Origin of the sequence: Paenibacillus sp. D2_2 (assembly GCF_031199965.1) — a bacterium.
Taxonomy (GTDB): domain Bacteria; phylum Bacillota; class Bacilli; order Paenibacillales; family Paenibacillaceae; genus Fontibacillus.
In genome coordinates this window covers 415,742-430,253 of sequence record NZ_CP133605.1, presented here as the reverse complement: position 1 = coordinate 430,253, position 14,512 = coordinate 415,742, and the positions used below count along the sequence as shown (strand labels likewise).

Sequence of the window (14,512 nt, the reverse complement as noted above, 5' to 3'; positions counted from 1 at the left end):
CACCTAATAACCTATACAACGAAATTCGATTCTACGATTAAGGTTGCTAGGTATGTGAATAACGCAACACTAGATTGGGTTGAAACCATTAAAACCATTGACACTAATAAGACATTGACTGATGTTGCCTATGCTGATCCAGACAGTTATACGACAGACAACGGTAACAAGACCGGTAAATATAATGCTGGTACGAAAGAGATCACTTGGACGATTGACGTGAACTATAATCGCCATACGATTCCTAATGCTGTTATCCAGGACACTTTTACACGTGAGCAAACTTTCGACAAAGCCTCAGTAGAAGTCTATCAGTTAAATATTGGTGATAGCGGGAACAATAATGTAAGCCAAGGGCCAAGTGTTGATCCCTCACTCTACGATGTTGATTATATTTATGATAATAATGAAATAATTGGTTTTGAATTGAAATTCAAAAATGAGATTAAGACTGCATATCAAATCACATATATTACAAGTCTTGAAGGGCATCCCGTTAAGAAGAAATATTCTAATACCGCTGTAATGTTTAACGAAGAGGCATCTAATAACTTATTTAATAAAAGTGTTGACGTTGAAATTCCACACGGGGATGAATATGTTAACAAAAAGGGCTATCAAGGAAAAGACGCCAACGAAGACTTTGCTTATTGGACAGTGCACATTAATAATAGTCAGTCTACAATTGCAGCTGAATCGGTACTGACCGATACCTTATCTTCTAATCAAGAGCTGCTGCAGAACTCATTCAAGCTCTATACGACAGATTCAGAAGGAAAACTAAACAAAAAGGACGAAGTCCCTGAAACAGACTATACGTTAACATTTGATGAGAATAACAAGAATACGTTCACTCTTACTTTTCTCAATGAGATTAGTAGAGCCTATATCTTGGAATATACATCATTCATCAATGTAAAGAAAAACGGTGATAAGATCAGCAATGATGCCAAATTTGCCGGTCATTCCTCTGGAACAGTTAATAATAGTGATAAGGCCGATTTTGCTGTAGTTATTTCAGGACTGCAAGCTGGAGCAACAATTCCAAAAGGCGACCTTACCATTGAAAAGGTCGATGCTAAAACCGGAGCCTTACTGGAAGGAGCCACCTTTGAGCTTTATGATGAAACTGGAAAAACACTAATCCAAACACTTAAGACTGGCGATGATGGACAAGTAGTATTCAAAAATCTTAGATATAAGAAATATATGCTAAGAGAAAATGCAGCTCCAGATGGGTATATCATCGATCCCAACTATAAGGCAGGAAAGGTAATTGATTTTAAAGCATCTACCCCAATAATGCCTATTAAAAATACAAAAGGCGTTTGGGACTTTGAGTTAACAAAGATTGATAGTGAAACTAAGCTTCCTTTAGAAGGTGCCCATTTTAAACTGCAGATACTGGAAGGTACTGGATACGTAGACGTTCCTGAATATTCTGATATGATCACTATCTTTGGCGGTACCATTTCATATAAAGGGCTAGAAAAGGGTAGGAAGTATCGAGTATTTGAAACTGAAGCACCTCAGGGCTACCAACTTGATCCAAAACCACATGAATTTACAATTGACGAAAATCAGGATAAAGCAAAGACTTACGAGTTCGTTAATGAGATTAATAAGGGTTTAGTTGAACTACTAAAAACCGATGAGTTTAATGGAACTCCACTTGCTGGTATTGTGTTTAAGCTTCAAGACCTTGCAGGAAAATTAGTTAAAGATGGATACTATACAACGGATCAAGACGGAAAGATATCAGTATCTGATTTAAGAGCAGGTAAGTACCAATTTATTGAGGATGAGACGCTTCCAGATTATATTCTGGATCAATCGCCAATAGATTTTGAAATTGTTGACGATGGCGTAACGGTCAACGTATCAATGACAAATAAACAAATTCCGGGTTCCGTAAAATTAACCAAGATAGAAAACGGACAGCCGAGCATCAAGCTACAAGGTGCGCAGTTTAGTATCCTGGACGAAGAGAACAATGTTGTTATTGATCAGAATGGTCATGAACTGAAAGGTCTTACTACGGATAAAGATGGACAAATCATTGTAACAGATCTTAGACCAGGTAAATACTATTTCGAGGAAACACTCGCACCAAACAACTATAAAATTAAGACAGAGCTTACTGAGTTTGAAATTGTTAAAAACGAAGAAACGGATGTGACTATCGAAAACGATCCATATCTGGGCTCTGTTGAATTGCTAAAAACCGATGAGTTCAGTGGTGATCCACTTGTAGGTGTTAGATTTGAAATTCAGGACCTAGATGGTAATCTGATTCAAAATGGACACTATACAACGGATCAAGATGGTAAAATTCTCATATCCGGTTTGAAAGTTGGTAAATACCAATTTATCGAAGAAGAAGCACTCCTTGATTATATTCTGGATCAAACACCAACAGAATTTGAGATTGTTCACGATGGCGTAACTGTGAAGGTATCAATGACCAACAAACAAATTCCGGATCCGTAAAATTGACAAAGATAGCAAACGGACAACCGAATAACAAGCTGCAAGGTGCACAGTTTAGTATCCTGGACGAAGACAAAAAGGTCGTTATCGATCATGATGGCAATGAACTGAAAGGTCTTACAACAGACAAAGAAGGGCAAGTCATTGTACCAGACCTCAGACCAGGTAAATACTATTTCGAGGAAACGTTAGCGCCGCAAGGCTATACGATCAAGACAAAACTAACAGAGTTTGAAATCGTTAAGAATGAAGAAACGGCTGTGACTATCGAGAACTATCGCTATGTTGGTGGCGGTGGTGGCGGTGGCACCCCTCCAGTAGGTCCGAATCCGACAACACCTCCGGTAGATCCGGACAAGGAAATAGATCCTGGTGAGAACCCAGATCCGACTCAGCCTGAAGAACCAAAACCAGGGACAGAAGAACCTAAACCTGAACCAGAGAAACCAACCAAACCGACCAAACCAACCGATAAGGTTCCTGCAACGAATAAGAAACCGATCAAAGGCAAGGTTGAAGTTCCTAAGGACAGCACACCAAAAATCAGCAAGAATCCTAAGCACGGCAAGGTCACCGTGGATTCAAAAGGGAACTGGGTATACACGCCTGATAGCGGCTTTGAGGGTAAAGACTCCTTTAAGGTCAAGGTCACAGACGCACTCGGCAACGAGGTTGAATACGAAGTATCCGTTGATGTCTTGCATGGTACTGATGGAGCTTCGCACGTAGCGAACAACGGAAAGCTGCTTCCAAAGACGGGAGAATCAAGCCTCCTTCCATTCCAATTAACAGGCTTGGCACTAATCGCACTTGGTGCTGTTCTGTACTTCTTAAGGAAGAGACAATTGCAACATAAATAGAAACAGAAAAAAACTGACGTCGGTACTCTACCGGTGTCAGTTTCTTAATTCCAATTGTATTCGTTCTTTGTATACTAGCATTATTTCAGCCTTCTTGCCGACTAGTCACATACTCAAAGCTTATGTCATCATATTGATCCGCAGCATCCTGAAAAACCTCCACTATCGCGGAATAGCGATTTTCATGCTCAGAATCTGCAATCCATCGAATGTTCAATGGCCTAGGCAAATATCCAGTGACACAATCCCATAGAGCGTCCAAATTATGTCCGTACCATTCAGGCAAGTTAAGCTCCTGCTTCAGCCAATCATGGACATTCTCATAACGATCCGCCTCTGATTGTCTCAGCTCTACAACACTACTCATTCGGGGACACTGCCTTCCTTCGTAATATCCGTAAATGACTTATAATGATCGGTTGTCATGTAGATCAATCCGTCATTCGAATAGATGATTCGATCTGCTCCGCGTGGCCCCTTCTTATAATTGATATCCGCTTCATACCAAATCCGGTTTTTTGCCTTGGGGAGCAGTCCCTCCCTATTTCCGAAGCGGTCACCACCAATACTTTTACCAGGTGCTACTTTATCCAAATTCCCTTTGGAAGGAACCCAGCCGAGCTGTTCGGCTTCTTTCTTCGTAATGAAATTTTCCGGGAGTTCCTGGTGTGTTCGAATGTAATCCGATACATCCGTAAAATTGGTAAGCGGGGCTTGCTGCTTCTGTTCTGTCTGGCTGGAGCCAGATGTCGTAGGGCTTGGTGGATTGACCGCACTTAAATCCCCGCAGCCAGTCAGCAGAATCACCAGCATTACAATCATCGCTGCCAACCACGAACGTGACCAGCGGCCCATTTGTTTCATCCATACATCTAACATCGTATTCCTCGTTTCTACCGAGCGGTTGTTCTTGTTGCTTGTTAAATCAGTACCATGAAGACTATTCCTTGATTTTCTGTAACCAGTGTAACAAATTCATTCAGCAAAAGGTAGCAATGAACGGAACGATAAAAGAGAGGAAGTCCTCTCCTATAACATCCGATCTCTAAAGTGTATTCTAGTATCTATAAAAATAGGAATATAATCTAGCACTTAATAAATTAAACTCCATATTATATTGTGAAAGAAAGATAAGAACAGGAATTGCAGCACGATTCCGGTTACTTATCTCTATCAATGAAACTTGCAGATGAGGAGGTGAAGAAAATATCTGATAGCGCATTTTTAATACCGTCGTCCCATCTAACGAGCAATTTAACCTAGGAGATTCTATTTGTATAAACAATGATCAGCAACAAGAATAAGAGTCTTGTTGCTTCGACATTATCAATATAGTTGAAGATGAAAAAGTGATTGAAATGTGTCGTACTTCAACGATCGGAGGTAATTATGAAAGGGTTAATCTTATGTGCTGGAAAAGGAACACGGCTGCAGCCATTCACATATACGAGACCGAAATGTCTGATGCCGGTTAACGGAGAACCCATTATTATTTCCACGGTGAAGAGTTTGGTCAAGATGGGAGTTACGGAGATTGGAATTGTTGTGAATGAATCGCAAGGTCAGAGCATTCAAGATACAGTTGGAAATGGCGAGAAAATGGGCGCATCGATCACTTATCTTTTTCAAAAGAGGGCTTTGGGATTGGCAGATGCGGTCCGAAGCGGATACTCTTTCATCGAGTCGGAACCTTTTCTGCTCATGCTGGGAGATAATCTCATAGCAGGACCATTAGAGAAACTGGTTCAATCGGTGGTTTCGGAAGAAGCCTCTGCTTCCTTGCTCCTTGCACCCGTAGACAATCCTAGTATGTTTGGTATCGCATCGATTGAAGACAACAAGATCGTACAACTGGAGGAAAAGCCGCAAACACCACAATCCAATCTAGCTATCGTAGGCGCTTACGCTTTCAACAAAGATATTTGGCCCTTGATTGATGGACTGGCGCCTTCTTCGCGTGGAGAATACGAACTAACGGATGCCATTCAGTTGCTTCTATGCCAAGGAAAAAGAATTACTTACAGCATAACGACAGAGCCTTTCTTTGACATTGGCACTTATGATGGTTGGCTGAAAGCAAATCAATATTTAATGGGCCAAGATTCATTTAATAACTCCGATGGTATCGAGCAAGGTACTGATGTTCAGGTGATTCCCCCAGTCTTTTGCCATCCGACGGCCAGAGTCTCTCAGAGTATTATTGGGCCTTATGTATATATCGGGCCAGGATCAATCGTTCACCAATGTAAAATTGAAAACAGCATCCTTATGGAAAACGTAAGTTTGTCTAATATAAATGCGAAAGATAGCCTGTTTGGTACAAATGCATATTTCTCCAATCTCTCTCTTCCAAACGTACCATCCCAATTCATACTAGGGGATAAATCGTCAGTTCATACAATTTAAAACCAGCTTACTCTCCTCCTTTATCTCGTAACATACACGCTCTCCACTCACAAATTCGCAGTATAAGCAGTCGCTCGCGTTAACTTGACCATCCTAAAAATTTCTTAGGTCGGGTTGGGCTTGTGCGAACATTCGCAGGAGCCCAACCCGACCTTTCATATTCTACAGAGTGTCAGAGTACATACTAAAACCGTTTGTCTATACCTCTTGAATCTGGATCAGGTTCGTCGTGCCTGCCTGACCTAACGGTAACCCTGCTGACAAGACGACAGTATCCCCAGACTGTACAAATCCGGTCTTTAAAGCATGCTCCGTCACCGTTTGGAACATTTCATCCGTAGTAAAGACTTTCTCGCTTAAAAATGGAAACACTCCGGAAAGCAGACAGAGCTTGACTAATACATGTGGGTGGTGTGTGATCGCCAGAATCGGGGCTTTAGGTCGATACTTAGAGACCATCTGCGCCGTATAACCGCTCTCGGTAGAAGTTATAATGACCTTCGCCTCCAGCTCCAGGGATGCGCTAACTGCGCTCTGACTGATCACTTCCGTAATCGTCTTGGTATGGCGCAGACGTCGCTTGATGAACTGACTGCGGTAATCAATGATCGATTCGGCTTTGCGCGCTACTGCGGCCATCATCTTCACGGATTGAACCGGATATTTGCCTGCCGCTGATTCGCCCGACAGCATCACCACATCCGCTCCTTGAAGAACCGCATTAAAAACGTCACTTACTTCAGCCCTGGTCGGCCGCGGATTGGATTGCATTGAATCCAGCATTTGCGTGGCGACAATAACCGGTTTGCCTACTAGATTGCATTTCTCGATGATATCTCGCTGCATGATGGGTACATCTTCAATAGGAACCTCTACGCCGAGATCTCCGCGGGCCACCATAATTCCATCCGAGGCCTCAATAATGTCATCTATATCATCAATACCTTCGTTGTTCTCGATTTTGGAGATAATCTGTATATGTCCGGCGTTATTCTCTTGTAGAATAGACCGAACTTTTCTTATATCATCGCCGTTTCTAACGAATGATACAGCGATGATCTCAATTTTCTGTTCCAATCCAAAATGAATATGACGAATATCCCGTTCTGTTACTCCCGGTAATGTCGTCTTCACTCCTGGTAGGTTTACTCCCTTTGTTGGCTTAAGTGTACCTCCGTTAATAATATTACAGTGGATTTCAGTACCTTCCACGGAAGTAACACGAAGCTCAATCAAACCATCGTCAATCAGTATACGATCACCAACATGAACCACTTCAGTCATGTCTGGATAATTCACTGAAATTCGCTGGGCATCCCCTTCGATCACCTCCGTTGTCAACATTAACTCCTCACCAGCGATAAGCTGACAGGATGGCTCACGTAACTTGCCGATACGTATCTCCGGCCCTTTAATATCCAGCATAAGCGGAATATATGTATTCGTCTCCTGAGCTGCCTGTCGTACATTCCGGATGCGTCCCGCATGCTCCTCGAAGTCTCCATGGGCCATGTTCAGCCGCCCTACCGTCATTCCATCCTTAATCATTTCTTTTAACGTTTCCGGTGACTCGCATGCAGGTCCTAATGTACAAATGATTTTTGTTCTTAGCATCATCGATCTCCTTTTACACTATTTCAGGGTTCCGACATTCGTCTCCCTATTTTCTGAATTTTCTAATGTTAGGGTTACCTAAAGAACGGACCACTATTCTGATCCAACTTCAGTTCACAAAGATCCTGCGGCTAAAATGAATGATTTGAGATGACTAAAGAGTATCATCGCAATATAATATATGGAATAAAATGGATTTCCTTATTCATTGGCTGCTGTCTCTTACTGACTTTAAGCGCTTTGCTTGCATCCTGTTCGGAACATAACAAGAATGCCCTTCAACAAACCGGCGAATTGTTCTTAAATCATAAAAATGAGTTTCTCGATACACTGACTGAAATGACTGACACGAAGCAGCGCAGCTCAATAATCTCAAAGATCGCGTACAATCTGAGCTATAAAGACCCAAAAGAAATAAAACAAGAATTAACGAAATGGCAGACCCGCACTAAGCGTAGCTCGAAAGAGAACGAAGTAATCGCTGAATTGATTCAAGCGGTGGAAAATCCTTATTAATGAGTCCATATATAAAAAGAGACTACTCCAGCTCACGCTGTTTCGTCTCTTCGCTATATACTCGTTTTTTTGACCTCTATCAGGAGATTGTCATGATCTCGTATTTCTCGGATAACTCCATGAAATGTCCCATGCTGGACACTTCTCCGGCAACCAATTGCTCGCGAATATTATAATAGTCGACGCAGGTACCGCAAGCGAGTACTGGCACCCCTTTGTCTTCAAGCTCCTTCAAATGCAGAGATGCGAAAGACTGCTCCGTTAATGCTAGAACCCCCCGATTCACACAGAAAACAGCTGCAGGCAGGACCTCACGCTGCTTCAACAGATTTACGAAGGTCTCTAACAACTGAGCTCCAAGCTCCTTATCTCCATCTCCAAGACTGTCCGTCGTCAGAAAAATAACTTTGTTGTTCATGCTTTTCATCCTTTCACGAATAGATCATCTATTAGATAATAATTGTACTATATCTATATAACCTTAGTCGGTGTACATTTATACTTGCTACGATAATATTATAGTATATATCATATTTTCCCACTTGGCCCTAGCTTGCCACCTATTCAAACGGATGTTATATTACGACCATATTAGTGTGTGTTCAAAAAGGTCGGTTTTCAGCACCGAGAAGGTTGGATGAAGCTAGGGTCTGAGGAGCGGAGCGTACGTAGTGGGTACGTGAGCGCCGGAAGACCCGGGTGAATTCAAGATTCGATGCCGAGTTACTTCTTGATTCACTACGTGATCAAAAGCGGACTTTTTGAACAACCTCTATTAGTAGAGAGATTTCATAGGATAGGAGAAACGAATGAATGGACTATAAAATCGCCTTTTTTGATATTGACGGTACGCTAGTGAACGATGAGAAGGAGATTCCGCAGGATACCATTGAGGCAATCGCCGAGGTCAAACAACGCGGGGTTGAACCGGTTATCGCTACAGGCAGACCGCCGTATTTTTTTGAGAAATTGGCCCAGCAATTGGCTATCGATTCCTACGTTAGTCTGAACGGAGGCTATGTTGTATATCAAGGAAAACCGATCTATCAACACCCTATACGTCGAGCCGATGTAGAAGCGTTGGTCAAACTATCGATGGAGCACCGTCATTCCCTTGTCTTTGAGGGGAGTTCTACCTTCTACACGAATAATGATATCGATCCTTCCGTCCAGACCGCTGTTCAGTCTCTGAAGGTCAATCTTCCCGGCTATGACCCTGACTTCTGGACAAAAGAGGACATTTATCAAATATTCCTTCATTGTGAGGAGACAGACGAACATTTATACCAAGAACAGATTCAAGGACTGCGTTATATACGTTGGCATAAATCCGCTATGGATGTTCTGCCTGTCGAATCCTCCAAAGCCACAGGAATTAACGCTATGCTGAGCCTGTTGAACCTCTCTCCCGGAGAGTCTATCGCCTTCGGCGATGGCCTGAATGATAAAGAGATGCTTGCTACTGTAGGACTCGGTATCGCTATGGGGAACGCCCATCCGGAGTTGATTCCCTATGCGAACTATGTAACTACTCATGTTGATGACTGCGGCATCCTCAACGGGCTGAAATACGCGCAAATTTTGTAAGAGGTTGGTGCGTGCTGCCTTTTGTAGCTCCAAATGTGTAAATACTCTGACTCTCACATGGTCATCACGTGATAGTACCTAGCCCAACCTGAGGAAAACTGCAAAAGTGCAGGAATTTAGGATGATTTCTGCAGTTTTGTGCCCGTCTGAGTGATTTTCCTGACGACGAACGACACGAACAGCGACCCTTAGTTAAGCTATAGACCCATACGGCTTTCTAACAACTTCCTAAACAACTTCTACCCTCACAAATAAGAAAAGAGGCTGCCTCCCGATTGAACTGCACCCCAATTGTTAGACACAACTAACAATTGGAGGTGCAGTTTTTTATGTGGAAATTTTCTGTAAAAGAGAAGCTCGAAATTGTATTAAGATATTTGGAAGGTAACGAAGTTGCGCCATCCATTGGAAGAAAATATGGTGTATCCAAAACTCAAATTTACTCTTGGGCAAAGCTGTACAGCGAGTGGGGGATTGAAGGTTTTCGAATAAAAGACTATGCTTCATATTCACCAGAGTTTAAACTAGAGGTACTTGAATATCGGTTAAAAACGAAGGCCTCATATGTAGATATCGCTGCGCATTTTGGTATTCCCTCACCTTCACCTATCAAAAGATGGGTTAAAGAGTTTGAAAGAAAGGGATTTGACGCCTTCAAAGCAAAGAAAAAGGGGCGTACATCCATGAACAAAGAAACAAAGAAACCAACAAAACAAGATGAAGGGTCACTTGAGAAACTACAGGCAGAAAACGAACGTTTACGTATGGAAAATGCCTATTTAAAAAAGTTGAATGCCTTAGTTCAAAACAAGGAAAAATCACCAAACAAGACAAAGCGCAAGTAATCTATGAATTAAGGCGTGAATTTCCGGTGATAGCACTTCTGCAGCTTGCAGGTATTCCGCGCAGCACCTATTATTACGTGATTAAAAGCTTCGGACGTCCCGATCCAGATGGCGAGCTAAAGGTACTCATTCAATCCATTTATGACGAGCATGAAGGCCGCTATGGTTATCGTCGTATTCGTGATGAATTAAGGAATCGTGAGCATCAGGTGAACCATAAAAAGGTCCAACGTATTATGAAAGAGCTAGGATTAATATCAATAGTCCGTGTGAAAAAGTACCGCTCGTACAAAGGTAAGGTCGGTCAGATTGCACCGAACTTATTAGACCGTAATTTTAAAGCAGAGAGACCAAATCAGAAATGGGTGACAGACATTACAGAATTTAAATTACTGGGAGAAAAACTGTATCTGTCACCTGTTCTGGATTTATATAACGGTGAAATCATTTCGTATACGATAGGATTTAGACCTACCTACTCTCTTGTATCAGATATGCTAGAGCAAGCTTTTGAAAGGCTAACGATAGAAGGCAAGCTTCTCATGCATTCAGATCAAGGATGGCACTATCAGATGAAGCAATACCGTCAGGCATTACAAAGAAAACAAATCACGCAGAGTATGTCGCGAAAGGGCAACTGTTATGATAATTCTGTGATGGAGAACTTCTTCGGTATTCTCAAATCAGAATTCCTTTATATAAAGGAATTTAAAAGTATTGAACATTTTAAAGAGGAATTATCCAAGTATATTAACTACTATAATTACAAGCGGATTAAATCAAAATTAAAAGGCATGAGTCCGGTACAATACCGGACTCATGCCCAACAAACTGCTTAATGAAAATAAACTGTCTAACTTTTCGGGTCACTTCAGATCTAGGAAGGCAGCCTCTTTATTAATTTTACTTCTTCAAGCTATCCCAAGTTTGCTGTAAACCATCAAGCATTTGATCCTTGTTGGACTTGCCAGCTATATAGGCTTGAATTTGGCTACCGAACTCGTTCATTGCACCGTCCGGATACTTGTTGAATTCCCAGCTAAGCGTCTTGCCTGCCTGGCTATAGCTCAGAATATCGTTACCGAGTTGACCGAGCCCATCGCCTGCAGGAATGCTCTTGAATGCAGGGATGAATTTGAAATCATCGGTGATATATTTTTTACCCTTTTCAGAAGTTACGAGCCAGTTCAAGAATTCTTTTGCTTCAGCTTTGACAGCAGAGTTCTTGTTGATAACCCAGTTGTTAGGCACGCCGACAGGAAGCTTGTCATTCTTCTCCGCATCATCATTGATTGGCATCGGTAAGAAACCGATATTCAGATTAGAATTGATACCGTCAATCTGAACTTGAGTCCAGTTACCTTGCTGCGTCATCGCTGCTTCACCATTGGCAAATGCAGTGACTTCTGTATTGTAGTCTGTCGTTAACGGATTCTTCATACCGTATTTCACCGTCAAATCGAGCAATTTAACCCATTCATCAAACACCTTATTACCAGGAATTTTAGCCGAACCATCATTCAATCCTTTGATAAATGCATTAGGATCGTCCTGTTGAGCAAAAGCAATGTTCAGAGCATGGTTGCCAAGCACCCAGCCTTCCATGTATCCATTCACGAACGGTGTAATGCCGGCATCCTGTAACTTCTTACACGCTGCTTCTAATTCGGACAATGTTTTTGGCAATTCTGTAATGCCAGCCTTTGCGAACAAGTCCTTGTTATAAATGAAGCCGAAGCCTTCAACGTTCATCGGTTGACCGTAAAGTTTGCCATCCTTCGTCATCGGTTCTTTCGCAACATCCGTAACATCAGATACCCAAGGTTGGTCGGACAGATCTTCAAGATTGTTGAACCAAGTATCCAAATCCTGATAGCCACCCACATTAAAGATATCAGGCTCATCGTTACCTGCAAATTTCGCTTTCAAAGCAGCTCCATAGTCAGAACCGCCACCTACAGTTTGAATATCCAGCTTGATTCCCGGATGATCTGCTTCATAATCCGCTTTCAATTTATTTAGGGCCTCGGCAATCTCTACCTTGAACTGGAATATTTTAATTGTCTTTGTGCCGCCACCTGCTGCAGTATTGCTTCCCTTGTCCGCGGCATTATTTTCTTCTTACCGCAGCCAGCCATGATAACCGAAAAAGCGAGCAATGTGATCAAAGCTAACTTACCGTATCTTTTCATTGTGAGTCCTCCCTTTTATGCTTGTACTTCGTTTTTTTGAAAGCCTTTACTTCTTTAGTATAAAAAGTCTCTTCAAACAATTACAGGTACTATATTGATATAACAGGGAGATGAAATTGACCACCTTATTATCCCTTAACAGCACCTGCTGTGATTCCCTCTACGATATATTTCTGCATGGATAGAAAGAATACAATTACCGGCAGTATGCCTAGAACGAGTGCCGGAAGCGCCAGATCCCATTGTTTCGTGTACTGTCCAAAGAATGCAAACGTTGCGATTGGTATCGTACGTAGCTGTGGCGACTGAAGAATCAGAGATGGCAGAAGATAGTCATTCCAGATCCAAAGTGTATTCAGAATAATAACAGTTACGAACATCGGCTTCAACAATGGGAGAACGACACGGATGAATACTCCATATACGTTAGAACCGTCGACCGTGGCTGCTTCTTCAATTTCTAACGGGATCGATTTAATAAATCCATGGAACAGGAACACGGACAACGGAATCCCAAAACCCAGATAACAAACGATTAATCCAGGGATGCTATCACTAAGGCCAATCGAAGAGGTTACTTTCACCAGCGGAATCATAATCGATTGGAATGGAATAACCATCGCCGCTACATAGAGAGTAAACAGGATACGGTTAAACTTAATATCACGCCGCACCATTTGGTAAGCAGCCATGGCGCTGAATAGAGCTAAGAGTATGTTACTAAATACTGTAATGATCAGTGAATTCGTGAAGGCAGTTGGGAATTTCGTAATATTCCAGGCGCGAGTATAGTTGCTCCACTCAAAGGAAGCAGGCCAGCTTGCCGCATTAGTCAATAGATCGCCAAAGGTTTTAAGCGAGTTCACGAACAGGAAATAAAAAGGAACTAGGAAGATCAAGGCGACGATAATCAAGACCAGCTCGAGCAGGTAGTTGCTAAAATGTCTTCTGGCAGCTGTCTTCATTAAGCCTCAACCTCCTTGCTCTTCGTAAATTTAACTTGCAGGCTGGTAATAACCGCTACGACAATGAAGAATATAACTGCCTTGGCGGTACCGAGTCCGAGCCTATTATTCGCGAACGCTTCGTTATAAATATTCATCGCTACCGATTCCGTTGAGCCAAACGGCCCGCCTTTGGTGAGCGAGAGATTCAGGTCGAACATCTTGAACGACCAGGAAATAGCCAGGAATAGACAGACTGTAATGGCCGGCATCACGAGTGGGATGATGATATTCTTTAGTACCTGTCCCCGGCTCGCGCCATCAATCTCAGCGGCTTCAAGGATATCCTTCGGTACGTTATTGAAGGAGGAAATATAGATAACCATCAAATAACCAGCTGTCTGCCAGACAAATACGATAACGATAGCCCAGAAGGCTGTATTCTCTGTACCAAGCCATGGAAGCGTAAAGAACTTGAATTGGGTTGCATCGCCGATCGACGCAAAGCCTTTGATGAAGATAAATTGCCAGATAAAGCCGAGCAACAGACCACCGATCACGTTCGGCATGAAGAATATGGTGCGCAGCGCATTGCGTGTCTTGAGCGGCTTAGTCAACAAGTAGCCGAGAAGGAATCCAAGCAGATTCGTCAGCACCACGCCAAGCACGGTGAACTTAGTTGTAAACCAGAAAGCCGCTTTAAATTTTGAGTCATTCATAAATATTTGTTTATAATTATCAAATCCTATGAAATCAATATGACTTGCTCCAACCCCGTTCCAATTGGTAAAAGAATAATATATTCCGAGAATGAACGGAACGAGCATAATAAGGATGAAGAAGAAAGCCGACGGCCCGACAAAAACGATTTGTTGGAGCAATCGCGAACCCTTGGTACGGTTCATCCTTGTTTCCCCCTTTTCTAGAGTCATAAAGTCGTGTTCAAAAGTGGACTTCTTGAACAACTTTAATTAGTGTGTAAAATTAGTATGCGATAGATGACACATAATAGTAATGGAGAATCCTGAACCGTTTGGAGTAAAATATTGACCATCGTT

At 42.2% G+C, this 14,512-nt stretch carries 12 protein-coding genes and 1 pseudogene; 6 read left to right on the top strand and 7 right to left on the bottom strand.

The window, feature by feature from the left end:
* Window positions 1–54 precede the first annotated feature (54 nt).
* Both RE628_RS02100 and RE628_RS02095 read left to right on the top strand, forming a co-directional pair.
* Complete coding sequence (locus RE628_RS02100; protein ID WP_309157178.1) at window positions 55–2,490, top strand: SpaA isopeptide-forming pilin-related protein; 2,436 nt, start codon at window positions 55–57, stop codon at window positions 2,488–2,490.
* Window positions 2,491–2,492: 2 nt separating this feature from the next.
* Entirely contained in the window at window positions 2,493–3,350 is an 858-nt protein-coding gene (locus RE628_RS02095) for a SpaA isopeptide-forming pilin-related protein (RefSeq protein WP_309157177.1), read from the top strand.
* A gap of 85 nt (window positions 3,351–3,435) precedes the next feature.
* Here the strand turns inward: RE628_RS02095 and RE628_RS02090 are convergent, their stop codons facing one another.
* Window positions 3,436–3,717 (bottom strand): barstar family protein, encoded by a 282-nt coding sequence (locus RE628_RS02090; RefSeq protein ID WP_309157176.1) that lies wholly within the window; start codon window positions 3,715–3,717, stop codon window positions 3,436–3,438.
* Window positions 3,714–4,214: a ribonuclease domain-containing protein gene (locus RE628_RS02085; RefSeq protein ID WP_375143032.1), complete on the bottom strand. Its 501-nt coding sequence runs from the start codon at window positions 4,212–4,214 to the stop codon at window positions 3,714–3,716. The genes RE628_RS02090 and RE628_RS02085 overlap by 4 nt, the downstream gene beginning before the upstream one ends.
* 525 nt (window positions 4,215–4,739) lie before the next feature.
* Here RE628_RS02085 and RE628_RS02080 point away from each other — a divergent pair.
* Window positions 4,740–5,756, top strand: coding sequence for a sugar phosphate nucleotidyltransferase (locus RE628_RS02080; RefSeq protein WP_309157175.1), 1,017 nt, complete (start codon window positions 4,740–4,742; stop codon window positions 5,754–5,756).
* 198 nt (window positions 5,757–5,954) lie between these two features.
* On the opposite strand, the gene pyk is transcribed toward RE628_RS02080, so the two are convergent.
* Window positions 5,955–7,370 (bottom strand): pyruvate kinase, encoded by a 1,416-nt coding sequence (pyk, locus tag RE628_RS02075; RefSeq protein ID WP_309159336.1) that lies wholly within the window; start codon window positions 7,368–7,370, stop codon window positions 5,955–5,957.
* A gap of 150 nt (window positions 7,371–7,520) precedes the next feature.
* Here pyk and RE628_RS02070 point away from each other — a divergent pair, with 150 nt between their 5' ends.
* Window positions 7,521–7,886 carry a hypothetical protein gene (locus tag RE628_RS02070; protein WP_309157174.1) on the top strand — a complete coding sequence of 122 codons (366 nt, stop codon included), beginning with the start codon at window positions 7,521–7,523 and terminating at the stop codon, window positions 7,884–7,886.
* Window positions 7,887–7,965: 79 nt separating this feature from the next.
* On the opposite strand, the gene RE628_RS02065 is transcribed toward RE628_RS02070, so the two are convergent.
* Entirely contained in the window at window positions 7,966–8,304 is a 339-nt protein-coding gene (locus tag RE628_RS02065) for a DsrE family protein (RefSeq protein WP_309157173.1), read from the bottom strand.
* 395 nt (window positions 8,305–8,699) lie between these two features.
* On the opposite strand from RE628_RS02065, the gene RE628_RS02060 reads away from it, so the two are divergent.
* Both RE628_RS02060 and RE628_RS02055 read left to right on the top strand, forming a co-directional pair.
* Complete coding sequence (locus tag RE628_RS02060) at window positions 8,700–9,473, top strand: Cof-type HAD-IIB family hydrolase (RefSeq protein WP_309157172.1); 774 nt, start codon at window positions 8,700–8,702, stop codon at window positions 9,471–9,473.
* Between the two features lie 329 nt (window positions 9,474–9,802).
* Window positions 9,803–11,157 (top strand): IS3 family transposase gene (locus RE628_RS02055; RefSeq protein ID WP_309157171.1). Its coding sequence is split into 2 segments (ribosomal slippage): window positions 9,803–10,253 and window positions 10,253–11,157, totalling 1,356 coding nucleotides; the frame shifts between segments, so codons are not numbered across the junction.
* A gap of 64 nt (window positions 11,158–11,221) precedes the next feature.
* Here the strand turns inward: RE628_RS02055 and RE628_RS02050 are convergent.
* The 3 genes and pseudogenes from RE628_RS02050 to RE628_RS02040 all read right to left on the bottom strand — a co-directional run bounded on the left by RE628_RS02050 (window position 11,222) and on the right by RE628_RS02040 (window position 14,359).
* Window positions 11,222–12,510 (bottom strand): annotated as a pseudogene (locus tag RE628_RS02050) (ABC transporter substrate-binding protein).
* A 128-nt stretch (window positions 12,511–12,638) separates the two neighbouring features.
* On the bottom strand, window positions 12,639–13,475 hold the full coding sequence (locus RE628_RS02045) for a carbohydrate ABC transporter permease (protein WP_309157169.1): 837 nt from the start codon (window positions 13,473–13,475) through the stop codon (window positions 12,639–12,641).
* Entirely contained in the window at window positions 13,475–14,359 is an 885-nt protein-coding gene (locus RE628_RS02040; RefSeq protein WP_309157168.1) for a carbohydrate ABC transporter permease, read from the bottom strand. Before RE628_RS02040 ends, RE628_RS02045 begins: the two co-directional genes overlap by 1 nt.
* Window positions 14,360–14,512 lie beyond the last annotated feature (153 nt).